The 21,142-nt window shown below is 71.2% G+C and carries 22 protein-coding genes and 2 pseudogenes; 12 read left to right on the forward strand and 12 right to left on the reverse strand.

Going from position 1 to position 21,142, the window contains the following annotated elements:
* Positions 1-111 precede the first annotated feature (111 nt).
* On the forward strand, positions 112-315 hold the full coding sequence (locus J7E88_RS01880; RefSeq protein ID WP_215177370.1) for a hypothetical protein: 204 nt from the start codon (positions 112-114) through the stop codon (positions 313-315).
* Between the two features lie 19 nt (positions 316-334).
* Here the strand turns inward: J7E88_RS01880 and J7E88_RS01885 are convergent, their stop codons facing one another.
* Positions 335-1,222, reverse strand: coding sequence for a polysaccharide deacetylase family protein (locus J7E88_RS01885; RefSeq protein ID WP_215177377.1), 888 nt, complete (start codon positions 1,220-1,222; stop codon positions 335-337).
* A gap of 191 nt (positions 1,223-1,413) precedes the next feature.
* On the opposite strand from J7E88_RS01885, the gene J7E88_RS01890 reads away from it, so the two are divergent.
* Both J7E88_RS01890 and J7E88_RS01895 read left to right on the forward strand, forming a co-directional pair.
* Positions 1,414-1,917, forward strand: a complete 504-nt coding sequence (locus J7E88_RS01890) for an AraC family ligand binding domain-containing protein (RefSeq protein ID WP_215176503.1) — start codon at positions 1,414-1,416, stop codon at positions 1,915-1,917.
* Between the two features lie 155 nt (positions 1,918-2,072).
* The gene (locus J7E88_RS01895) at positions 2,073-3,386 is read left to right on the forward strand and encodes a S1 family peptidase (RefSeq protein WP_215176505.1); all 1,314 of its coding nucleotides are present in this window, start codon (positions 2,073-2,075) and stop codon (positions 3,384-3,386) included.
* Positions 3,387-3,534: 148 nt separating this feature from the next.
* Here the strand turns inward: J7E88_RS01895 and J7E88_RS01900 are convergent, their stop codons facing one another.
* The gene (locus J7E88_RS01900) at positions 3,535-4,059 is read right to left on the reverse strand and encodes a MarR family winged helix-turn-helix transcriptional regulator (protein ID WP_215176507.1); all 525 of its coding nucleotides are present in this window, start codon (positions 4,057-4,059) and stop codon (positions 3,535-3,537) included.
* 123 nt (positions 4,060-4,182) lie between these two features.
* Between J7E88_RS01900 and J7E88_RS01905 the strand changes: the two genes are divergently transcribed.
* The gene (locus J7E88_RS01905) at positions 4,183-4,596 is read left to right on the forward strand and encodes an organic hydroperoxide resistance protein (RefSeq protein ID WP_215176509.1); all 414 of its coding nucleotides are present in this window, start codon (positions 4,183-4,185) and stop codon (positions 4,594-4,596) included.
* A 118-nt stretch (positions 4,597-4,714) separates the two neighbouring features.
* On the opposite strand, the gene J7E88_RS01910 is transcribed toward J7E88_RS01905, so the two are convergent.
* The 3 genes from J7E88_RS01910 to zapE form a co-directional block, all read right to left on the reverse strand.
* On the reverse strand, positions 4,715-6,073 hold the full coding sequence (locus J7E88_RS01910) for an alkaline phosphatase PhoX (protein WP_215176511.1): 1,359 nt from the start codon (positions 6,071-6,073) through the stop codon (positions 4,715-4,717).
* A gap of 108 nt (positions 6,074-6,181) precedes the next feature.
* Positions 6,182-6,610 carry an OsmC family protein gene (locus J7E88_RS01915; protein ID WP_215176513.1) on the reverse strand — a complete coding sequence of 143 codons (429 nt, stop codon included), beginning with the start codon at positions 6,608-6,610 and terminating at the stop codon, positions 6,182-6,184.
* A 35-nt stretch (positions 6,611-6,645) separates the two neighbouring features.
* Positions 6,646-7,761: a cell division protein ZapE gene (zapE, locus tag J7E88_RS01920; RefSeq protein WP_215176519.1), complete on the reverse strand. Its 1,116-nt coding sequence runs from the start codon at positions 7,759-7,761 to the stop codon at positions 6,646-6,648.
* Here zapE and J7E88_RS01925 point away from each other — a divergent pair.
* The 6 genes from J7E88_RS01925 (at position 7,760) to J7E88_RS01950 (ending at position 14,153) form a co-directional block, all read left to right on the forward strand.
* A complete protein-coding gene (locus J7E88_RS01925; RefSeq protein WP_215176521.1) occupies positions 7,760-8,560 on the forward strand; it encodes a pyrimidine reductase family protein in 801 nt (266 codons plus the stop codon). The two genes, zapE and J7E88_RS01925, sit on opposite strands and share 2 nt — an antisense overlap.
* 192 nt (positions 8,561-8,752) lie before the next feature.
* Positions 8,753-9,223 carry an indole-3-glycerol phosphate synthase gene (locus tag J7E88_RS01930; RefSeq protein WP_215176522.1) on the forward strand — a complete coding sequence of 157 codons (471 nt, stop codon included), beginning with the start codon at positions 8,753-8,755 and terminating at the stop codon, positions 9,221-9,223.
* A gap of 83 nt (positions 9,224-9,306) precedes the next feature.
* A complete protein-coding gene (gene murC, locus J7E88_RS01935) occupies positions 9,307-10,701 on the forward strand; it encodes a UDP-N-acetylmuramate--L-alanine ligase (protein ID WP_215176523.1) in 1,395 nt (464 codons plus the stop codon).
* A gap of 11 nt (positions 10,702-10,712) precedes the next feature.
* Positions 10,713-11,120 (forward strand): peptide-methionine (R)-S-oxide reductase MsrB, encoded by a 408-nt coding sequence (gene msrB, locus J7E88_RS01940; protein WP_215176527.1) that lies wholly within the window; start codon positions 10,713-10,715, stop codon positions 11,118-11,120.
* Between the two features lie 163 nt (positions 11,121-11,283).
* Entirely contained in the window at positions 11,284-12,345 is a 1,062-nt protein-coding gene (locus J7E88_RS01945; RefSeq protein WP_215176528.1) for an ATP-binding protein, read from the forward strand.
* Positions 12,342-14,153, forward strand: a complete 1,812-nt coding sequence (locus tag J7E88_RS01950; protein ID WP_374196207.1) for a hypothetical protein — start codon at positions 12,342-12,344, stop codon at positions 14,151-14,153. Before J7E88_RS01945 ends, J7E88_RS01950 begins: the two co-directional genes overlap by 4 nt.
* A 90-nt stretch (positions 14,154-14,243) precedes the next feature.
* Here J7E88_RS01950 and J7E88_RS01955 read toward each other — a convergent pair whose 3' ends face one another.
* Both J7E88_RS01955 and J7E88_RS01960 read right to left on the reverse strand, forming a co-directional pair.
* Positions 14,244-15,446 (reverse strand): SUKH-4 family immunity protein, encoded by a 1,203-nt coding sequence (locus J7E88_RS01955; protein WP_215176529.1) that lies wholly within the window; start codon positions 15,444-15,446, stop codon positions 14,244-14,246.
* Positions 15,447-15,579: 133 nt separating this feature from the next.
* Positions 15,580-15,696: pseudogene (locus J7E88_RS01960) on the reverse strand (DUF397 domain-containing protein); the annotation flags it as partial.
* A gap of 29 nt (positions 15,697-15,725) precedes the next feature.
* Here J7E88_RS01960 and J7E88_RS01965 point away from each other — a divergent pair.
* Positions 15,726-15,875: pseudogene (locus tag J7E88_RS01965) on the forward strand (peptide-methionine (R)-S-oxide reductase); the annotation flags it as partial.
* Between the two features lie 169 nt (positions 15,876-16,044).
* Positions 16,045-17,415 carry a PQQ-binding-like beta-propeller repeat protein gene (locus J7E88_RS01970; RefSeq protein ID WP_215176530.1) on the forward strand — a complete coding sequence of 457 codons (1,371 nt, stop codon included), beginning with the start codon at positions 16,045-16,047 and terminating at the stop codon, positions 17,413-17,415.
* Between the two features lie 64 nt (positions 17,416-17,479).
* On the opposite strand, the gene J7E88_RS01975 is transcribed toward J7E88_RS01970, so the two are convergent.
* From J7E88_RS01975 to J7E88_RS01995, 5 genes are all read right to left on the reverse strand, one after another.
* The gene (locus tag J7E88_RS01975; RefSeq protein ID WP_215176531.1) at positions 17,480-17,728 is read right to left on the reverse strand and encodes a DUF397 domain-containing protein; all 249 of its coding nucleotides are present in this window, start codon (positions 17,726-17,728) and stop codon (positions 17,480-17,482) included.
* A complete protein-coding gene (locus tag J7E88_RS01980) occupies positions 17,725-18,759 on the reverse strand; it encodes a helix-turn-helix transcriptional regulator (RefSeq protein WP_308307234.1) in 1,035 nt (344 codons plus the stop codon). Before J7E88_RS01980 ends, J7E88_RS01975 begins: the two co-directional genes overlap by 4 nt.
* 199 nt (positions 18,760-18,958) lie before the next feature.
* Positions 18,959-19,948 carry a BtrH N-terminal domain-containing protein gene (locus tag J7E88_RS01985; RefSeq protein ID WP_215176532.1) on the reverse strand — a complete coding sequence of 330 codons (990 nt, stop codon included), beginning with the start codon at positions 19,946-19,948 and terminating at the stop codon, positions 18,959-18,961.
* Positions 19,945-20,754, reverse strand: coding sequence for a MerR family transcriptional regulator (locus J7E88_RS36930; RefSeq protein ID WP_215176533.1), 810 nt, complete (start codon positions 20,752-20,754; stop codon positions 19,945-19,947). The genes J7E88_RS01985 and J7E88_RS36930 overlap by 4 nt, the downstream gene beginning before the upstream one ends.
* Before the next feature lie 103 nt (positions 20,755-20,857).
* A complete protein-coding gene (locus J7E88_RS01995; protein ID WP_215176534.1) occupies positions 20,858-21,130 on the reverse strand; it encodes a hypothetical protein in 273 nt (90 codons plus the stop codon).
* Positions 21,131-21,142: the final 12 nt, after the last annotated feature.

Consider the following 21,142-nt stretch of genomic DNA (forward strand, 5'->3'; position numbering starts at 1 on the left):
GCGGCCGCGATCACCTGCCTGCTGTGCTCCCTGCGGGGCGCGGACGGGGGAGAGGCGTCGGCCTGGGAGAGGGACCCGCGTCGCCTCCGGCCGCGGACTACAGTCGTACGTATGAACGAGCACGAGTCGTACTGCGAGACCTCGACCGACTCCGGCACCGGTGCCGGACCGGCCGCGGACGCAGGCCCCGGCGAGGCGTTCGCCGAGTGCGTGCTGTGCCGCGAGCCGACCGAGTACCCGGCGTCCGTCAAGGGCGCTCCGCTGTGCCCCGTCTGCGAATGGCGGGAGGCCGAGCGGTCGGCCTGCTCCGGCTGAGCGGCGGCGGGCGGACGCGCTACGAGGCGCGCATCAGGTCGGAGACCTTCACGAAGCGGTACCCGCGGCGGCGCAGCTCCGGGACGATCCGGCGCACCGCCTCCTCGGTGACCGGGGCCGCGCTGCGCGTGCAGTGCATGACCACCAGCGATCCCGGTCGCACGCCCGCGAGGACCTCGTCGGCGACGGCGTCCGCGTCGGTCGCGAAGGCGTCTCCGCTGATGACGTCCCACTGCACCGCGGTGACCCCGGCGGGTGCGAGGGCGCGCAGCGCGGCGTCGTCGTAACAGCCGCCGGGGAAGCGGAAGTACGGCACGACATTGCGCGCCCCGGCTTTCTCGAACGACCTGAAGGCGCGGTCCACGTCCGCCCGCATGTCCTTCGCGGCGACGACGGGCAGCCCGTAGCAGCCGGACGTGAAGGCGTAGTGGCTGTAGGAGTGGTTCGCGATCTCGAAGAGCGGGTCCGTGCCGATGGCCTTTGCCTGCGCCGGGTACTCCTCGGCCCAGCGGCCGGTCATGAAGACGGTGGAGGGCACCTTCAGCGCGCGCAGCGCGGCGATGAGGCCGGGGTTGTCGAAGCGCTCCCCTTGTGCGGCGCGCGGACCCTGGTCGGCGGTCATGTCGGCGTCGAAGGTGAGCGCGACGGTCCTGGGCGCGGTGGCGGAAGGGGCCGCTGCGCGCCGGAAGACGGGAGTCAGCCCCTGCGGGCCGGGAGCGAGGGTCGGCGCCTTCGGCCGCTGCGGCACTTGCTGTTCCAGGGGTTTGCCCGGCTGCGGCGATGCGGCGGCCCCGCCCGTTGCGGTGGGGGAGGAGGGCGGCTTGAGCGCGGCGGCACCCGGATCGGTGCCGCGATCGGCTCCGGGGTCGGTGCCGCACCCGGCAAGTACGGCGCCCAGGGCGGCCATCACCGCAAATCTTCGTACACGAGTGGTCACTGACGGAAAATATACGATCATCGCACCGATGGATCGTCAGGGACGCTCCTGCATCAGGGTTGCCTTTCGCGGCGCAGCGGTCGGCCCCGTCCCTTGCACCGTGCAATGATGCCCCCTGTTTCACGGTCCGCTGCACGGACCTCGCGTACAGGAGGAACGGGATGGCCCTGCCCCCCACGGCCGGTGTGCTCACCACCATGGAGGACGTCCTCGCCGTGCCGGAGGACCGGGGCGGCGCCGTGTGGCGACTGGATCCCGCCGCGCGCCAGCTGGACGCGAACGTCATCCGTGTCGCGCCCCGCGACCGCGTCGATCGCCATGTCGAGCCCGACCTGGACGTCCTGCTGTGTGTGCTCACCGGCAGCGGCGAGCTCACCGTCGGCGGCGAGACCCAGCGCCTGGAGCGCGGCTGTGTGGCCTGGCTGCCGCACGGCACCGAGCGCGCCCTCGCCGCCGGGCCCGACGGGCTCGTCTACGTCACGGCCCACCGCCGCCGACCGGGCCTGTCCATCAGGTCCGCAGCTCCCTCCGCCACCGCCCGCGCTGCCGCGGAGGGCGGCGAGTCCGCCTGTCTGCTCCACCGGATCTGTCCCGGCTGCGACCGTCCCGCCGAGGACGCCGGCGCACGGTACTGCAGCCGATGCGGCACCGAACTGCCCCGGTGATTCAGGTCTCCTGACGCCCCGTCGGTGATGCGCAATTCGCCATCGCGACGGTCATCGGTGAGCACAACGCACGCCTGATGCGTATCAAGGGTCGGACGCGTCCCCCCGGTTCCCGTCGGCAACCGGATTCCGTACCCCCCGCAGGAGGCAGCGAGTTGAGTCACAGGCGAATACCCAAGCGAAAGGCCGTGCTTGCAGGAGCCGGGGCGGTGGGCATCGCCGCGGCGGCAATCCTGCTGCCACAGGCCAATGCGTCACAGTCGGATTCCGGCAGCGACGCGGCCCCCAGGACCATGAGCGCCGCTTCCGCCCAGGATCTGCTGACGCGGCTGGGCCCCGAACTGGGCGACGCGTACGCGGGTGCGTACTACGACGCAGACCGGCAGCGGCTCGTCGTCAACGTCGCCGGAGACGACAACGAGGCGGTCGACCAGGTCAACGAGGCCGGTGCCGTTGCCAGAAACGTCGAGAACAGCATGGGAGAGCTGAAGTCGGCGGCGAACACCCTGGCCGCGAAGGCCACCATTCCCGGCACGGCCTGGGCCGTCGACCCGCGGACCAATGAGATCCGCGTCACCGCGGACCGCACCGTGCAGGGCGCACGCTGGGACAAACTGGAGTCGGCCGTCAAGTCGCTGGGCTCCGGCACGGCCCGTATCGCCAAGTCCGCGGGCGAGTTCAGGACCTTCCTGGAAGGCGGCGACGCCATCTTCGGTGGTGGCGCCCGCTGTTCGCTCGGCTTCAACGTGACCACGCAGGACGGCGCGCCCGGCTTCCTCACCGCGGGCCACTGCGGTGTGGCCGCCGACAAGTGGTCCGAGGACGAGGGCGGCGCGCCCATCGGCACGGTCCAGGCGGCGACCTTCCCCGGCGACGGCGACTTCGCCCTGGTCACCTACGACGACCCGGCGACACAGGCCCCGAGCACCGTCGACCTCGGGGACGCCGGAACGCTGGACATCGTGGGCGCGGACGACGCGGCGGTCGGCCAGCAGGTGGTCCGTATGGGCAGCACCACCGGCCTCGACGACGGGCAGGTCACCGGTCTGAACGCGACCGTGAACTACCCCGAGGGCACTGTCACCGGCCTGATCCAGACCGACGTCTGCGCGGAGCCCGGCGACAGCGGCGGAGCGCTGTTCACGCGCGAGGGCGTCGCGATCGGTCTGACGTCGGGCGGCAGCGGCGACTGCACATCGGGCGGCGAGACGTTCTTCCAGCCGGTGACCACAGCGCTGGCCGCGGTCGGCGCGGAGATCGGTACGGGCGCGGGCAACGGCGCCGGTGACGGTAACGGCAACCCCGGCGGCGCTGGTGACGGTGACGGTGCGGGCTCCGGCGGGCAGGACGGCGTCGGTGGTGCGGATGCCGGTCAGCAGGACGGCTTGGGCCAGCAGGACGGCTCGGGCCAGCAGGACGGCTCGGGTCAGCAGGACGGCTTGGGTCAGCAGGACGGCTCGGGTCAGTAGAACCGCGCGGGCCGGCAGGGCGGCGTCGGCGAGGCCGACGGCAGCGGCTTCGCCCAGCAGCTCGGCTGAGCCCGTGTGACGGGGGGCGGCGGGGCCCGGGTGCCTGATGGCCCAGGGCCCCGCCGTTCTGTGCGGCCTGTGCCCGGCCTCACCCCTCGTCCGGACCTCCCGCCACGCAGTCGCCGGCCCCCGCGCCGCTCCCCGCCGTGTCGAGCGTCGCGGTCAGCGCGTCCAGTGAGGCGCGCAGGGCACGGATACGGTCCAGCGACAGGCCCGTGGCCTCCGCGATCCTGCGCGGCACGCCCAGCGCCCGGCCCCGCAGGGCCTCGCCCTGTGCGGTGGGCCGGATCGTCACCGAGCGCTCGTCCGCCGCGCTGCGCCTGCGCTCCACGTACCCCGCCGCCTCCAGACGCTTGAGCAGAGGGGAGAGCGTGCCGGACTCCAGGCGGAGATGCTCGCCGATCTGCTTGACCGGCAGTTCGCCGTGCTCCCACAGCACCAGCATCACCAGGTACTGGGGATAGGTGAGGCCCAGGTCCTTCAGCGCCGAGCGATAGACGCCGTTGAACGCGCGCGACGCCGCGTGCAGCGAGAAGCAGATCTGGTGGTCGAGGCGCAGGAAGTCCTCGTCCGCCACATCCTGCAGCGTCTTCTTGTCCGTGGGTGCGTCCATGCCTTCAGAGTACCAAGCCGTGCGCGATTAAGTTGTGCACAACTTAATTGTGTGCTTTATTTGGGTGGTCGATCCGCCCCGGCGGACCACCGCAGGAACTACCGGACGAAAAGGGATGTACTCATGGACGCGCTCTACACCGCTGTCGCCACCGCGAACGGCCGCGAAGGCCGTGCCGTCAGCTCGGACGGCCAGATAGACCTGCCGCTCGCGTTCCCGGCCGCCCTCGGCGGCAACGGACTGGGCACCAACCCGGAGCAGCTGTTTGCCGCCGGCTACGCCTCCTGCTTCGCCAGTGCGATGGGCGCCATCGGCCGCCAGGAGAAGATCGACGTCAAGGACGCCTCCGTCACCGCCGAGGTGTCCATCGGCAAGGACACCGACGGCGGCTTCGCCCTCTCGGTGATCATGCGCGTGGAGCTCCCCGACCACCTCCAGGGCGAGCCCGGCCGCGAGCTGCTGGAGAAGACGCACGCGTACTGCCCGTACTCCAAGGCGACCCGCGGCAACCTGCCGGTCGAGATCGTCATCGAGTAATCCGGGCCCCGCCGCCCGGCCCGGCCCGTGACCATGCGCCGTCGGGACGTCAGACGCCCGTGGGCGCGGCACCGCGCAGAGCGGTGCCGCGCCCACGGGCGCGTTCAGGCCGGACCGGTCAGTGCCAGGGGCCCGTGATCGCGAACGTCGTGCCCGGCGTGTAGCAGTTCACATACATCGTGCCGCCGTCCGGTGAGAACGCGACGCCCGCGAACTCGCCCCACTCGGGCTCCTCCGGGGTACCGATGTTCTGCGCGTTCCGAGCCATCGGGTACACCCGACCCCGCTTGGTGAGCCCGTACACGTGCTGCGCGCCGTTCCCGTCCTCGCACACCATCAGGCCGCCGCTCGGTGCGAGGCAGATGTTGTCGGGGGACTCGCCCGGCAGCTGGACGTCCGAGTCGGGGCCGAAGACGATCACCAGGGTGAGGCGCCGCCGCCCGGGCTCGTACTTCCACACCTGCCCGTAGTGGTCCCCAGCCGATCCCTCCGCACTGCGCGCGAAGCTGGACACGAAGTAGACCGCGCCGCCGCCCCAGTAGCAGCCCTCCAGCTTCTGGGCGTGGGTGATGCCCTTGGGGCCGAAGTCCTGGAGCCTGATGGGCGTCTGCTTCGCCTGGCTGTCCGGTACGGGCACCCACTCGATCCGGTCGAAGCGTGCCCCGGTCTCCTGGATCTCCGACAGGTCCGGCACGCCCGGCACCCGCATCGCCTGCAGCGCCCCGCCCGCGCGCAGGGAACCGGTCCCGCCCATCGGCTTGTCGGGCAGGAAGCGGTAGAAGAGGCCGAACGGACGCTCGAAGGCGTCCTCCGTCTCGTAGACGATTCCGCTCGACGGGTCGATGGCGATCGCCTCGTGCTGGAAGCGGCCCATCGCGGTGAGCGGCACGGCCCCGGTGCGGTGTGGATCGGCGCCGTCGACCTCGAAGACGAAGCCGTGGTCCTTGGTGTAGCCGTTGGTGCCGGCCCTGTCCTCGGTCTCCTCGCACGTCAGCCAGGTGCCCCAAGGGGTGGGGCCACCCGCGCAGTTGACCGCGGTACCGGCGATGGCGACCTGCTGCGACAGCACGTTGTTGCGGCCGTCCAGCTCCAGCGCCGTGCACCCGCCCTTGCCCATCGGGTCGTAGGTCAGGCCCTCGACGGCCGGTACGCCGATTCTGGCGTTGTGCCTGTTCTCGTGGTTGCGGACCAGGTGGACCCGGCCGCGGCGGCCGGCGAAGGCCGCCATGCCGTCATGGTTGCTCGGAACCGGACCCTGCCCGAGGCTCAGTTGGTCGCCTTCCCTGGACAGGACCTTGTAGCGGAAGCCCTTCGGCAGATCGAGCAGGCCGTCGGGATCGGGCACCAGCGGGCCGTACCCGCCGTGACCGCGGGCGGCGGCCGTGCCCGCGAAGAGTTCGGAGAACGCACCGGTGAACGCGATCCCCGCACCCACCGCACCGGCCTGGGCCAGGACTTGACGTCGTGTAGCGGTCATGAGGCACCAACTCCCTGCTGGCGGACAGGAATGTGACCCGCATGTGTGTATCACGCAGACGGCCGCTGCGTAACCATGCGGGCCACTGTGGCCCGTGGTGCGCTCCGCTCAGCCCAGCGTGGCGGTGAGCGTGATCGGCGTGGCCCTCAGCGCCTGGCTCACCGGGCAGTTCACCTTGGCGTCCTCGGCGGCCTTGACGAAGGCGGCCTCGTCCATACCGGGGACCGTCCCCACGACGGTCAGGTGGATGCCGGTGATGCCCTCGCCGGGCTGGAAGGTCACATCGGCCTTGGTCTCCAGGCGGGCCGGCGGCGTGCCGGCGCCCGCGAGGGCGTGTGAGAAGGCCATGTTGAAGCAGCTGGAGTGGGCCGCTGCGATCAGCTCCTCGGGGCTGGTGCGACCGCTCTCGGCGGGCTCGGTCCGCGCCGCCCAGGAGACGGGGTACTCGCCGATGCCGGAGGAGTCGAGAGAGACGACGCCCTTGCCTTCGAGGAGGCTGCCTTCCCAGACGTTGTGAGCCTGACGCGTGGTGGCCATGATGGTTCCCTTCAGATCGGGTCTACCGCCCCAACCTACTGCGCCACCAAGGCCTTCGCGTCCCGCGCCAGCGCGGTGAGCCGCGAGATCGCCCGGAAGTACTTCTTGCGGTAGCCGCCGTTCAGCATCTCGTCACTGAACAGCCGGTCGAACGGCAGGCCCGAGGCGAGCACCGGAACCTCCCGGTCGTACAGCCGGTCGGCGAGGACGACGAGCCGCAGCGCGGTCGACTGGTCGGGCACCGGCTGGACATCGGTGAGGCACACGGCCCGCACCTCGTCGGTCAGCGCGCCGTAGCGGCTCGGGTGGACCCTGGCCAGGTGCTCCAGCAGGTGCGGGAAGTCGTCCAGGGAAGCGCCCTCGGTCGCGTACGCGGCCTTGGCGACCTGCTCGTCGGAGTACGGAGGAGGGGCCTCGGGCAGGCCGCGGTGGCGGTAGTCCTCGCCGTCGATCCGCAGCGGGCGGAAGTGGGCCGACAGGCCCTGGATCTCGCGCAGGAAGTCGGCGGCGGCGAAGCGGCCCTCCCCCAGCTTGCCGGGCAGCGTGTTCGAGGTGGCGGCGAGCGCCACACCCGCGTCGACCAGCTTGCCGAGCAGGGTGGAGACGAGAACGGTGTCACCCGGGTCGTCGAGCTCGAATTCGTCGATGCACAGCAGACGGTGCCCGCTGAGCGTCCGGACGGTCTGCTGGAAGCCGAGCGCGCCGACCAGGTTCGTCAGCTCCACGAACGTGCCGAAGGCCTTCAGCGAGGGCTCGGCCGGGGTGGCGTGCCACAGCGAGGCGAGGAGGTGGGTCTTGCCGACGCCGTAGCCGCCGTCGAGGTAGACGCCGCGCGGCGCGGCGGGGGCCGTGTTCTTGGGGGCCCTCGCGAACCAGCGCCGCTTGCCGCCGCCAGAGGCGTGCGCGTCGCCGAGGCCGGACGCGAAGTCGCTCAGCACCTTGACGGCCTCGATCTGGCTGGGCTGCTGCGGATCGGGGACGTAGGTGTCGAAGCGCACCGCGTCGAAACGCGGCGGCGGCACCATCTCCGCGACCAGACGGTCGGCGGGAACGTGCGGCTCGCGGGCGCACAGCGACAGGGGCGCGGCTTCGGCTATCGGGCTGGTCGGCACAGTACTCAACTGTAAGGGGCGTGTAAGACTGCAGGACATGCGACGCCTGTTCCCTGTGACCGACCAGACACCGCCCGCCGACGTCCGGGAAGACCGGGAGTGGTCGCTGGACGAGCTGGCCGACGCCTATGCCTACCCCGCCGACGTGCCTCACGAGGGCGGCGCCGGCCGCGCGCGTGCCTGGCTGCGGGCCAACATGGTCTCCTCGCTCGACGGCGCGGCCCAGCACGACGGCCGCTCGCAGCCCATCTCCTCCGACGCGGACATGCGGATCTTCGGCGCCCTGCGCGGTCTCGCCGACGCCGTGGTGGTCGGTGCCGAGACCGTACGGCTCGAGGGCTACCGGCCTGCCCGGGCGCGAGGGGCCTTCGCGGAGCGCAGGGCTGCTGCCGGGCAGGGGCCCGCGCCCGCGATCGCGGTGGTCAGCGCCTCGCTCGACCTCGACTTCTCGTTGCCGCTGTTCACCGAACCGCTGGTGCCCACGCTGGTGCTCACCGGAGCCGCCGCGGCCCCCGACCGCATCAGGGAGGCGGAGAAGGCGGGGGCCGACGTCGTCGTGGCCGGTGACGGGCCGGGTGTGGAGCCCGCGCGGGCCGTACGGGCGCTCGCCGAGCGCGGCCTTGTGCGACTGCTGACCGAGGGCGGACCGCGGATGCTGGGTCAGTTCGCGGCTGCCGGGGTACTGGACGAGCTGTGCCTGACGGTGTCGCCGACGATGACGGTCGGGGACGCGCAGCGCATCGCGGGCGGACCGGCGCTGGCCGATCCGGCGCGGTTCGCACTGGCGTCGGTGCTGGAGGAGCAGGGCTTCCTCTTCACCCGGTACCGCCGGGTGTGAGGCGTGCCGGACGCGCCGCGCGTGGTGCGCGGGCCGGTGGCCACAGGGGCCGGTGACCGTCGCGCGTCTGGCGCGCTGGTCGGTGACAATCGTGGAATTTATCGTTCCGCTTAGCGTCGGAGGGGCACACTTATCTCGCAGACCCCGTGCCGTCACGGGGGACGGATGGTTTCCGCAGAAGGGCTCCTGAACGTGTTCACAAGCGTACTGATGATCGAGAAGCCCCTCACCTCCGAGGACGTGGAGTTCGTCACCACCCTGCACGGGGACGAGGCCGTCTCTTTCGTCGTGCTGATGCAGCCGCGCGGTGACCAGGCCGACGTGCTGCTGCGTGCCATCGACGACGTGGCGCTCGGAGAACTGAAGGAGGCCGTCCGCGAGGCCGAGGAGCCGGCGGGCGAGGAGGCAAAGGCCCCTGCCCAGCACGGCCTCGAACGCACCCTGGCCGCCCTGCGCGCCCGCGGATGCGACGCCGTGGGCCAGGTCATCGAGGCCCACCCGCTGGACAAGCTGCAGGCCGTCGTCGACGAGGAAGCCGCCGACGAGGTGATCGTGCTGACCGAGCCGCACTACGTGGAGGAGTTCTTCCACCGGGACTGGGCGTCGCGGGCCCGGCACAAGGTCGGCGTACCGGTGCTGAAGCTCTTCGCGCACAGCGAGTAGCCGACCGGGGGCGCGTCCGCAGGCAGGAGCAGGCAATAGGGTGGGCCCCTGCACGTGTACGCACACCCCGGGGAGACAGACACATGGCACCCGCCGTTCCCAGCGCCATGGAGCGCCCGCACTTCATCGGCATCGGCGGAGCCGGTATGTCGGGGATCGCGAAGATCCTCGCCCAGCGCGGCGCGAAGGTCGCGGGCAGCGACGCCAAGGAGTCCGCGACCGCCGAGTCCCTGCGGGCGCTGGGCGCGACCGTGCACATCGGGCACGCCGCCGAGCACCTGGCCGCTGACGCCAGCTGCGTCGTCGTCTCCAGCGCCATCCGCGCCGACAACCCGGAGCTCGCCCGCGCCGCCGAACTGTCCGTTCCGGTCGTCCACCGCTCCGACGCGCTCGCCTCGCTGATGACCGGACTGCGCTCGATCGCCGTCGCGGGCACGCACGGCAAGACCACCACCACGTCCATGCTGGCCGTGGCCCTGACCGAGCTGGGTCTGGACCCCTCGTACGCCATCGGCGGCGACCTCGAGGGCCCCGGCACCAACGCACGGCACGGCGAGGGCGAGATCTTCGTCGCCGAGGCCGACGAGAGCGACCGCAGCTTCCAGAAGTACGACCCCGAGGTCGCGATCGTCCTCAACGTCGAGCTCGACCACCACGCCAACTACGCCTCGATGGACGAGATCTACGAGTCCTTCGAGACATTCGTCGGCAAGGTCGTCCCCGGCGGCACGCTGGTCATCGCGGCCGACCAGCCCGGCGCGGTCGAGCTGGCCTCCCGCGTCCGCGACCGGTCGTCCCTGAAGGTCGTCACCTACGGGGAGTCCGAGGGTGCCGACGTCCGCATCCACAAGGTCACCCCGCGCGGCCTGACCAGCGAGGTCACGGTCATGCTCGACGGCCGCCTCCTCACCTTCACCGTCTCCGTCCCCGGCCGCCACTACGCCCACAACGCGGTGGCCGCGCTCGCCGCCGGCGTCGCCCTCGGCATCCCGGCGCACAACCTGGCCTCCGCCCTCGGCACGTACACCGGCGTCAAGCGCCGCCTCCAGCTCAAGGGCGAGGCCGCGGGCGTCCAGGTCATCGACTCCTACGCCCACCACCCGACCGAGATGACCGCCGACCTGGAGGCCATGCGCGGCGCGGCCGCCGACTCGCGGCTGCTCGTCGTCTTCCAGCCGCACCTCTTCTCCCGCACCCAGGAACTCGGCGCGGAGATGGGCCAGGCCCTGGCGCTGGCCGACGCCTCGGTGGTCCTCGACATCTACCCGGCCCGCGAGGACCCGATCCCCGGCATCACCAGCGAGCTGATCATCGACGCGGCGCGCACCGCGGGCGCCGAGGTCACCGCCGTCCACGACAAGGCGGCCGTCCCCGAGGTGATCGCGGGAATGGCGCGGCCCGGCGATCTCGTTCTCACGATGGGCGCGGGCGATGTGACGGACCTCGGTCCGATGATCCTGGCCCGCCTGTCGAACTGAGGGAGCGGTTGATGTCGTACGAGGTCGAGAAGCCGGACGAGCAGTGGCGGGCGGAGCTGAGCCCGGCGGAGTACGCGGTTCTGCGCCAGGCCGGGACCGAGCCCGCGTTCGTCGGTGAGTACACGGACACCAAGACGGCCGGCACCTACTCCTGCCGTGCCTGCGGGGCGGAGCTGTTCCGCTCGGACACGAAATTCGAGTCGCACTGCGGCTGGCCCTCGTTCTACGACCCCAGGGACACCGACGCGGTCGAGCTGATCGCGGACCGCTCCCACGGCATGGTCCGCACCGAGGTCCGCTGCGCACGCTGCGGCTCCCACCTGGGCCATGTCTTCGAGGGCGAGGGCTACCCCACGCCGACGGACCAGCGGTACTGCATCAACTCGATCTCGCTGCGGCTGGAGCCGGACGCGGACTAGGGCTCCTCCCGGCGGACACCGCCGGTCGTGGACCGGTGCCCCTTCCGGCGAACATTGCCGCTCGCGGCACCGGCCGGGAGAAAAATCGGCTGCGCCGACTGCCGGGCCCGCCCAGACTGGGCGGGCCCGTTCCCGTCCCCGCGAACCGAAGGAACACTTCCGCGTGCAGGCCGCTGTCACCGTCACTCCCGCCCAGGTTCCCGAACTGCTGCTCGGGCTCGCCACCGTGCGGCCCGTCTTCCTGTGGGGCGCGCCCGGGATCGGGAAGTCGTCGCTCGTGCGGAGGTTCGCCGAATCGCTCGGGCTGGAGTGCGTGAGTCTGCTCGGGACGCAGCTGGCGCCCGAGGACCTGATCGGGGTGCCGCAGATTCGTGACGGGCGGTCCGTGTTCTGCCCGCCCGAGGCCATCGCCCGCGACGAGCCGTACTGCCTCTTCCTCGACGAGCTCAACGCCGCGTCCCCCGACGTCCAGAAGGCGTTCTACTCGCTGATCCTGGACCGGCGCATCGGGTCCTACGAGCTGCCCGCCGGCTCGATCGTCATCGGCGCGGGGAACCGCGCCACCGACAACGCCCTCGCGCGGCCCATCGCGTCGGCGCTGGTGAACCGCCTCACCCATGTGCATCTCCAGGCGTCGTCGGCGGACTGGCTGGTCTGGGCGGGCGAGCACGGCATCCACCCCTGGGTGACGGACTACCTCACCGACCGCCCCGACCACCTCTGGTCGCAGCCGCCCAAGACCGAGGAGCCGTTCTCCACGCCCCGCTCCTGGCACATGCTCTCCGACGCCCTGCACTCCTTCGGTCCGGGCATCGACGAGGACACCCTCAAAGTCGTCGTCCACGGCACCCTCACGCCTGCCCACGCCGTCTCCTTCTGCGGCTACGCCAAGATCGTGCGGCACACCTTCGGCATCGAGGCGATCCTCAAGGGTGACGCCTCCTGGCCGAACCGCCTTCAGGACCGGGACCTGCTCTACTACCTGGCCGAGGCGTTCCGGGGGCGGCTGGTGAAGGAGCTGCCGCGGCAGAAGGAGCACGTGTCGCCGTCGATGCGGCAGACCGCCTACCGGGCCAAGTCGCTGCTCGTGCAGCTCGCCGAGATCTCCGTCGAGGTCGCGCAGACCGTCATCGCGGACGACACCGACGGGCAGCCCGTGCTGCCCTCCTGGTTCCTCGTCGAGGCCGCCCGCGACATGCCGCGGCTGGTGGAGGCCCGGCGGTGAAGAAGGCCGCCGCGGGGCAGCAGGGCGGCAAGCCCGACCCGGCCACCGAAGCGTTCGCTGCCGGGCTCGCCATGGTCAAGCGGAACCCGGCCTTCGCCGCCGTCGAGGCCGAGTTCTGCCGGCAGGGCAAGTGCGCCGCCACGCCCGCCGGGGGGCTTGCGGCCGTGGACTCCAACGGCGTCGTCCACGTCCACCCCTCCCGGCGTGCCGAACCGGACGACTGGGCCTGGACCCTCGCGCACTGCCTGCTGCACCTCGGGTTCGGGCACGTGCCCGCGGCCAAGGAGGCACGGCGCGAGCAGCCCGACCGCTTCGAGCGGGCCGCACGCTGCACGGTGGTCAACCGCTTCCTGCTCACCTTCCCGGTGGGCCGCCCTCCCGGCCACCTCCCCGAGGCGTATCCGGGCGGCGACGAGGCGATGCTCGCCGCCCGCTGGCGCCGCGACGGCATCCCGGCCGCCTACGAGCGCTGCGGCACCGCGGGCGAGCACCCCGACCAGGTCCTGGTGCCCTGGCAGATGTGGAACACTGCCCCGCCCGACTGGGAGACCGCCTTCGCCCACGCGCTCACCCGCAGTGTCTCCGCCGCCATGGACGTGGCGGGCGGCCGTCGCGACCGCGTCACCGGCGAGCGCGTGCCCCAGCGGCCCTGGGACCGGGCCCTGAACTGGTTCGTCTCCTCGTACCCCCTGCTCGGCGGCCTGGCGGCCGGCCTCACGGTCGTCGCCGACGCCGAACTCGCCCGCACGCAGGACATCTCCATCGCCGCCGTCAGCTCCGTCGCGGGCGAGATCTACATCAATCCGCTGCGGACCTTCACCGACGAGGAGTGGCGCTTCATCCTGGCGCACGAGATGCTGCACGCCGCCCTGCGCCACGGCGAACGCCGCGGCGCCCGCGACCCGGTGCTCTTCAACGTCGCCGCCGACTTCGTCGTCAACGGCTGGCTGGTCCAGATGCGTGTCGGCGAGATGCCCGAGGGGCTGCTGTACGACCCCGACCTCAAGGACCTGTCGGTGGAGGAGGTCTACGACCGCATCGCCACCGACCTGCGCCGCCGTCGCCGATTGGCGACCCTGCGCGGCAAGGGCGCCGGCGACATCCTCGGCGAGCCGCTGCCGCACCCGGATGCCCGCCCCTACGCCGACCTGGACGACTTCTACCGGCGCGGCCTGGTGCAGGGCTTCGACCTGCACCAGTACGGCGAGCGCGGTCTGCTGCCCGCCGGTCTCGTCCAGGAGATCCGCGCCCTGGCCCACCCGCCTGTGCCGTGGGACGCCCAACTGGCCCGCTGGTTCGACGAGTACGTGCCCCGGCCCGAGCCCGTACGGTCCTATGCGCGCCCGGCCCGCCGGCAGGCGTCCACCCCCGACATCCCGCGCGCCGGACGGTACTTCCCGTCCGAGGAGACGCCCCGCTGCACCTTCGGTGTCGTCCTCGACACGTCCGGCTCGATGAACAGCGCCCTGCTCGGCAAGGCTCTCGGCGCGATCGCCTCGTACGCCGAGGCCCGTGACGTCCCGGCCGCCCGCGTCGTCTTCTGCGACGCGGCGGCCTACGACGCCGGATACCTCCCCCCGGCGGAGATCGCCGGCCGGGTACGGGTCCGCGGGCGCGGCGGGACGGTGCTCCAGCCGGGCATCGACCTGATCCACCGCGCCGACGACTTCCCCGCGAACGCCCCGGTCCTGGTCATCACCGACGGATGGTGCGACACGCTGCGCGTCCGCCGCGAGCACGCCTTCCTGATCCCCCAGGGCGCGTCACTGCCGTTCACGCCCCGAGGCCCGGTCTTCCGGCTGACGTGATGGCGCGGGGCAGTTCGGGGCGGACCCCGAGCGCCGCAGAGGGCCGGTGCGCGGGGGTGGTGGTGGCCGAAAGCGGACGGGCAAGGCAGTTCACAGGACTCCGCCCGCCTCGTCGTGGAACACCTCCGGCCAGTAGCGGTAGTCATCGGGGCTTGCCGCGGGGAGGCAGGCGACCGGGTCGACCGAGGCGAGGGCGGCGGCCATCGTGTCGGCGAGGCAGTCGTAGAAGTCGTCGGTGAAATCGTGCTCCTTGTCGAGCGTCTGCTCCCGGCTGTGCATCCACACCGTGAAGGCCAGCGTGGAGATGTCCGCGTTGACCGGGGTGACGGTGTCCGAGTGGTACTCCCGGTAGTGCACCTGGCCCGTGCGGCCATCGATCAGGGCCTCGAAGTCGTGGACCAGGCTCCCCAGGCACACCAGCCACTCCGCACCGGCCGGCAGCCGCTCGCCCCCGTCCTCCCCGGTCTCCTCCCTCTCGGGCAGCGTCTGCAGCAGGTAGTCGTCGCGCCACAGCTCGAACATGAGACCGTCCTGCGGGAGCCCGACCTCCGTGAGGAACCTGCGTGTCGGCTCGTGCTCCAGAGCGGCCGGCAGGTCCGCCGGAGCCATACGGACCACTTCGCCCGGCCCGAACTCCTCGTCCAGCAAACCCTTCGGAAGATCGAGCCGCAGGCCATCGCCCGGCGCGGCGATCAGGGCCAGGGGACGTATCAGCGCGGCGATCCGCCAGAACGCCGGGACGGCGTGGTCCCACTCCTGCGGATCCCCGGCAGCGCCCCAGCCGCCGTCTCCCCACTCCTCGTCGGTGAAGACGGACAGCAGTCGCGCCGTGGCCTCCTCCACCACCTCCGGGCCCGTGCGGCCCACCAGGTCGGCGAAGTCGCCCCGCAGCGCGGTGAAGTCGTCGACAGCCGACAGGAAGCGCGCGAGGGCGTCGACGGAGGGGGCGAGCGGGAACACCTCGGCGCTCTCCGGGTGCTTGTCGAACAGCCACATGCTGAACACACGGCCCGTCGTCCCGTCAACCACGATCTCGTCCGCCTCGTCACCCTGGACCAGGAGATGCCCCAGGACGAACAAGGAGCCGGTGTCCGGGGCGAGTACGGACGCGTCCGCGCCCATGTCGAGCACGTACTGGCGGACGGTCAGCGACCGTGCCTCGGACAGCGGACCGAAGCGCATCAGGGCGTGCCCGTCCGGCAGTCCGCCGGCGGTCAGCCGCCGCCGCGTCGGATCGTGCCTGAACTCCGGATCGAACGCGTGCTCCGGCATGGTGATGGTCGTGCCCGTCATGATGCCCCCGGTCGGTCGTTCGTGGTGCTGATCCTTCGCAACAACCACAGTAGGACCGGCCACTGACAACGGCCTGACGGGTGCCGCGAGCCCGGTGCCAGGCCCGGGCGGCGGCGAACGGGACGAAGGCCGTCCAGGAGGCGGGGGAGAGGGCGAGGTGGAGGCCCTCCACCTCCTTGGAGTCGCGGACGTGGACGGTGTCGGGGCAGGCGGCGACCTCGACACAGGAGTCGCCGGAGCCGCCGCGCATGATGGATCTCGATGTTGCGCAGTCCGGCCGGCATGATCCGCACGGAGGTCCGCTGCGCCCGCTGCGGCTCGCACCTGGGCCATGTCTTCGAGGGCGAGGGCTACCCGACGCCGACGGACCAGCGGTACTGCATCAACTCGATCTCGTTGCGACTGGCTCCGGACGAAGAGCAAGACTGAGACAGTCGGTCCCAGCGGGGCGTTGGCCAACCGGTCCCGTACGGCTCCACGGCCTGTCCACGGCCGCGGATGTGGATGAGGACAATCGCGGTAGGCAGGCGGTCCGTTGGGCGATCAACGATCCCGTACTCTCAGGGCGTTCGATGGTCGCAAAGGGGTGGGGGTCCGCGTGTCGACACAAGGGAATGATGGCCGGCCCGGTGGGAGGGCACCGGCGAGCCGGTGGCGGAAGCTGATCGGCGTACTGATCGTGGGCGGTGTGGGGCTCGCCGTCGTCGGCGGCATCGCCTCCGTCTTCCTGGCCGGCTCGGGCTATCTGCCCTTCTTCTCCATGAGGGTCGTCTGGGAGACCCCGGTCGACCGCAAGGCGGCCGAACACGGCAACGGCAACTGGCTTGTCGGCGACACCGTCGTCCGCAGCCGCTTCGACGCCGTCACCGCCTTCGACGCGGGGTCGGGCAAGAAGCGCTGGGAGTACGTCGTGCCCCGCCGGGCCGATATCTGCGCGGTCAGCACCGTCGCCGACGGCTCCGTCGTGCTGATCGCCTACGGCGAGGCGGGCGCGGCGGGAAGCACCGAGGTGGAGAAGGGCAAGGGCTGCGCCACCGTCGCCGCGATCGCCCTCACCGACGGCCGCGAACTGTGGCACACCCCCCGCGCACCGGCAACCGGCGACGTGACCGCCGAACCCGACCTCGTCGCCACCGGCGGAGGACTGGCCGTACTCCGGGACAGCGACGGCTCCCGGCAGGTGAGGGAGATGGAGAAGGCTTCCGGCCGGTCCGGCGTCCATGCCGTGCGCGCCTTCGACCTGCGAACCGGAACCCCGCGCTGGAAGGCCGCCGTACCGAAGGGCTGCGTCCCGCACCGGGTCGCCGCCGCCGCGAAGCATGTCCTCGCCGTCGTCGGCTGCGACGACGAACTGAAGCTCACCGCGTTCGACCCGGCCGACGGCAAGGAGCGGTGGACCGTTCCCCTCGGCGCACGGCGTGCCGTCACCAGCGCGGACGTGACCTTCCTGTCCGCCGAACCGGCCGTGCTGCGCGTCGCGGAGGGAGAGCGAGGCGTGAACGCCTTCCTCGCCTTCGGCCATGACGGCCGCCCCCAGGCGCAGATCGAGGCCACCGGCGACTACGGCAAGATCCCGCTGGACAAGCCGAACAAGGTGGCCGTCGCCGACGGGAAACTCTTCGCCGCCGCCGAGCACGAGGACAATGTCAACCTCGATCGGCTCGTCGCCTTCGACCTGGCGAGCGGTGACGAGGCGTGGCGGGGGGAGGGCCCGGGCGGCTCGTACGACGTCGCGGCGCTGCACGTGGAGGACGGGCGGATGACGGTCCTGACCAGCTCCCCGAAGTACGGGGACGGGCTGATGGTCTTCGACGCCGCCACGGGCGACGAGGAGGACGACCGCGCCTTCCGCGAGGACCCGGTCAGCGGCTACGACGAGCTCGCGGACGTGCTCACCTACAAGGACCTGGTCATCGCCGTGCGCTGGGGCGAGGGCGTGCGGCCCTTCTCCGCGTACGAGCGCTGGTGACGGGTCCGGACAGGCTGTCCGCTTCCGCCGAAGCGGACAGCCGCGCGCGTTCGCGCCCTGGACGTCAGGCCCGTGCGGCGGCGAAGGGGACGAAGGCGGTCCAGGAGGCGGGGGAGAGGGCGAGTTGGGGACCCTCGGTGTCCTTGGAGTCGCGGACGTGGACGGTGTCGGGGCAGGCTGCGACCTCGACGCAGGAGTCGCCGGAGCCGCTGCTGTAACTGGACTTGTGCCAGGAGAGGGCGACTTCGACGCACGAATCACCGGAGCTGCCGCTGTAGCTGCTCTTGAACCAGACCAGTTCTGTGGTGCTCATACCGCTCCTCGCATCTGCCGCAACAGGCTCAGGGAGTCCTCCAGGGTAAGAGCCTGTGACCGCATCCTGGCATACCGCATCTGGAGCATGCTGACCACTTTCGGGTCGGAGATGAACTGGCCGTTCTCCTGCCCCTCGCAGTAGCCGAGCCAGCGGTTGTCCAGGGTCTCCAGCAGTTGCATGGGACCGTGCAGACCGGCGTGGTCCTCGCGCACCAGCGGCATGATCTGGATCTCGATGTTGCGCAGTTCGGCGAGGGCGAGGATGTGGTCGATGAGGTCCAGCGTGACCTGCTTCCCGCCGGTGCGCCGTCGGAACAGGTGCTCTTCCAGGATGAAGCTGTACGCCGTGTTCGGCCGCTCCCGCAGCAACCGCTGGCGTTCCTGCCGCGCCACGAGCTGTGCCTCGATCTGCTCGTCACCCAGTGGCGGCAACTGGTTCGTGAACAGTGTCCGCGCGTACGCCTCCGTCTGTAACAGCCCCGGGATCAACCGGCATTCGTACGTGTAGAGGCTCACCGCCTCCGCCTCCAGGCCCGCCCACTGGCGGAACCAGGTCGCCAGGCCCGGCCGCCGCGACAGGTGCCGTGCCGCGCCCCTGATCGTGCCGAACGCGTCCAGTACCTCTTCCGCCCGGTCGACAAAGGCCGCCGGGGGGAATCGCCTGCCCTGTTCGATCGAGGCGACCGTCGGCAGCGAGTACCGCACGCGTGGCGCGAACTCCTCCTGGACCTCGATGCCGACGTCGGTGGAGCCCTGGGAGACGTAGTCGTCGGAGTCGATCAGGGTCCAGCCGCTGTTCTCGATGCGCAGCAGCGCGAACGAGGGGTCGCGCAGCGAGGCGTCGTCCCGCTGCATCTGCCGCAGCACTCCGGCGTGCGGGGCCTCGGCGGCGTCGGGCGCGGTGGTGTCCATCTGGATCCGGTAGCCGAGACGCTTGCGGCCGACGAGCGCGAACTCCCACGCGGCGGCCGCCAAGGGGATGGCCAGACCGAGGATGGCGATCGTCGACTCCCAGGGAAAACCGTCCACCGCCGACTCCCGTGCTGACCGGATACAGATGTGCGCCAAATTACGAGCGCGTCAGCGGGGGCTGCGACGGCTGCCAGGAGTGTTCGGACGGCATTCACCGGGCCGTCGCCAGGGACGGTGGGTGTTCACGCGGCGTTGGTCGTACGCGGGGTGGCGCGGTGGCGGGGCCGGACGTCGACGTGGCGGGCAGTTCGGTGACTCACTCCCGCAGGCAGCTCAACGTCTGCATGGCCTCGCGCTCCATGCGGGAAAGATCGCCGAGGATGGTGCCTGCCTGCGCGAGGTACTGCGCATCGCCTGATTCACCGGCTTTCGTGATCAGTGCTGCGGCCTCCGTCCACAGGGTGGCTGCCTCGGTGTACAGCCCGTGGCCGGTGCGCAGGTGGCTGCTGTCGAGTAGTTGGGTGCATTCGGCGAGGAAGTCGCGGTAGAGATTACGGAACAGGGCGCCGCCGGTGCCGGCCTTCTCCATCAGGAGGGCGGCTTGGGGCAGGTCCCGTTGCGGGTTGTCGGTCCGCTGGAGCCATGTGCGTACCAGCTTGCCGGCCTTCTCGATGCCACGGTGGCCCAGGTTGGCGATGGGCGGGTTGAGGAAGGCGTCGGCGCAGGCGGTGATGGCGGGAACGATCTGGCCCTTCGGGGAGGGCAGGTTCCTCGGAGCGGTGAGGGTGAAGGACCGGTGCTTGGCGGTCATCGGGCCGCGCGCGGCCCTGGCCTGGGCGAGGCTGGTCAGGCTGGTGGATACCGTTCCGCCTTGCTGGTCGGTGTCCACCAGGTAGGCGTCGTGGTCGTCGTAGCCGTACATGGCGACGACGTGACCGCCGAAGTGCACCTTCGACCCGAAGTAGTCCAGGTGGTAGCTGTCGAGCTGTAGTCCGACGGGGTGGCCGGCGTCGATGGGGGCTGCCACGTTCTCCCATGCCCTGCGGGGGGAGGTGGTCTCCTGGACCAGGAGCTCCAGCCCGAGCCCGGTGGCCAGGTTTCTGGTGAGGTCGAAAGGCTTGACCCGTCCCCCGAGGAAGGGAAAGCCCATGTTCTTGCTGTCCCAGTAGATGAAGGACAGACCGGAGCCGAGGCCGAAGAGCATGGGCTCGGACAGATCGAGTCCTTGGTGCCGCAGCAGCACCCCCAGAGCTGTCGTCTCACAGTGCTGCGTGCCGCGGGCATCGATGTCTTTCACCGTGGTCATGCCATGCTCTCCTGGACGGGGATGATCAGCCGGGTCATCAGTTCCTCTTGCGGTGCCTCTGTCGGCCCGACGAGACAGGCCTCACGTACGGGCGCTTGCGGGCGCAGACCGCGCTCGTGGATGGCGGCGAAGAGCGCGTTGTAGGCCAAGGGCAGCTGGGCGTAGGGCCCGATGTGCACGGTCTCGGCCACGGGTCCGCCGGGCAGCACCTCGAACTCCACGCCGGACGTGCCTCCTTCCCCCTGCGGCGTCTGCACTCCGACGGCGATCTGCATCCGCTCTTCCAGGTCCAGCGGGTACAGCGCCCACAGCGGCGGCTCCCATGCGATGCCCGCCTTGCCGAGCACGGGCAGCAGCCGGCCTACGCACTCCTCGACCTTCTCCCCGATCTCCGCAGGGGTGCAGACCGCTCGCACCACTGCCAACCGTCGCTCCGGCTCCCTGCCCATCGTCACCTCATAGCCGGGCAGGCCGCCCTCCGCCAGGCGCTCCAGCATCTCCAGCCGTGCCTGGTCCCTGCTGATCCGCTCGGCCAGCCGGTCCCGCTCCGCGCGCAGGATCTGTGCCCTGGACTCGGGCTCGGCAGCCAGCGCCTGGGCGATCACAGCCAAGGGGAGATCCATCTCGCGCAGCAGGGCGATGGTCAGGGCATCGCGTGCCTGTTCAGGTGCGTAATAGCGATAGCCGGAGCCGGCGTCCACGCGGGCAGGAGCCAAGAGCCCCATCTCGTCGTAGTGCCGTAGCTGCTTGACGCTGAGCCGGCACAGGCGGGCGAAGCGCCCGATGGTGAGAAGTTCGTCTCGCACGCCATCATGGTGGACTCTCCCACGGTGGGAGAGTCCAATGCTGTACTCATTGGCGGCCCCAAGGCCGCCCTCTCACACCGGGAGCCGGGAGGACAAGGCTGTGTCAGCGTGTGCGCCGTGTTGCCGGCCAGAGGCAGATGCCGGGCGGTACGGCACCGGCCAGTCCCGCGATCAGTGCCGCCGTCGAGATCGGCTCGTCGAGGGTGGGGAGCACCGTGCTCCTGTCGCCGTCGGCGGCCCGCACGGTCACTTCGCAACCCTCCTCGGTCATGCTGGTGCTGTCGCCCAACCCGTAGCCGCTGTCGAAACACTTCCGGGTCGCGAAGGCATCGGCGACGAGCCACAGCACGGCGGCCAGGGCCACGAACAGGAGCATGCCGGTGAGGCC

Source organism: Streptomyces sp. ISL-10 (assembly GCF_018614575.1).
Classification (GTDB): Bacteria; Actinomycetota; Actinomycetes; order Streptomycetales; family Streptomycetaceae; genus Streptomyces.

Excerpts from the sequence above, each read along its gene's own strand:
- J7E88_RS01880 (WP_215177370.1), top strand. The coding sequence starts at position 112 with ATGAACGAGCACGAGTCGTACTGCGAGACCTCGACCGACTCCGGCACC.
- J7E88_RS01885 (WP_215177377.1), bottom strand. The coding sequence starts at position 1,222 with ATGGCCGCCCTGGGCGCCGTACTTGCCGGGTGCGGCACCGACCCCGGA.
- J7E88_RS01890 (WP_215176503.1), top strand. The coding sequence starts at position 1,414 with ATGGCCCTGCCCCCCACGGCCGGTGTGCTCACCACCATGGAGGACGTC.
- J7E88_RS01900 (WP_215176507.1), bottom strand. The coding sequence starts at position 4,059 with ATGGACGCACCCACGGACAAGAAGACGCTGCAGGATGTGGCGGACGAG.
- J7E88_RS01905 (WP_215176509.1), top strand. The coding sequence starts at position 4,183 with ATGGACGCGCTCTACACCGCTGTCGCCACCGCGAACGGCCGCGAAGGC.
- J7E88_RS01910 (WP_215176511.1), bottom strand. The coding sequence starts at position 6,073 with ATGACCGCTACACGACGTCAAGTCCTGGCCCAGGCCGGTGCGGTGGGT.
- J7E88_RS01915 (WP_215176513.1), bottom strand. The coding sequence starts at position 6,610 with ATGGCCACCACGCGTCAGGCTCACAACGTCTGGGAAGGCAGCCTCCTC.
- J7E88_RS01925 (WP_215176521.1), top strand. The coding sequence starts at position 7,760 with ATGCGACGCCTGTTCCCTGTGACCGACCAGACACCGCCCGCCGACGTC.
- zapE (WP_215176519.1), bottom strand. The coding sequence starts at position 7,761 with ATGTCCTGCAGTCTTACACGCCCCTTACAGTTGAGTACTGTGCCGACC.
- murC (WP_215176523.1), top strand. The coding sequence starts at position 9,307 with ATGGCACCCGCCGTTCCCAGCGCCATGGAGCGCCCGCACTTCATCGGC.
- msrB (WP_215176527.1), top strand. The coding sequence starts at position 10,713 with ATGTCGTACGAGGTCGAGAAGCCGGACGAGCAGTGGCGGGCGGAGCTG.
- J7E88_RS01955 (WP_215176529.1), bottom strand. The coding sequence starts at position 15,446 with ATGACGGGCACGACCATCACCATGCCGGAGCACGCGTTCGATCCGGAG.
- J7E88_RS01975 (WP_215176531.1), bottom strand. The coding sequence starts at position 17,728 with ATGAGCACCACAGAACTGGTCTGGTTCAAGAGCAGCTACAGCGGCAGC.
- J7E88_RS01985 (WP_215176532.1), bottom strand. The coding sequence starts at position 19,948 with ATGACCACGGTGAAAGACATCGATGCCCGCGGCACGCAGCACTGTGAG.
- J7E88_RS01995 (WP_215176534.1), bottom strand. The coding sequence starts at position 21,130 with ATGCTCCTGTTCGTGGCCCTGGCCGCCGTGCTGTGGCTCGTCGCCGAT.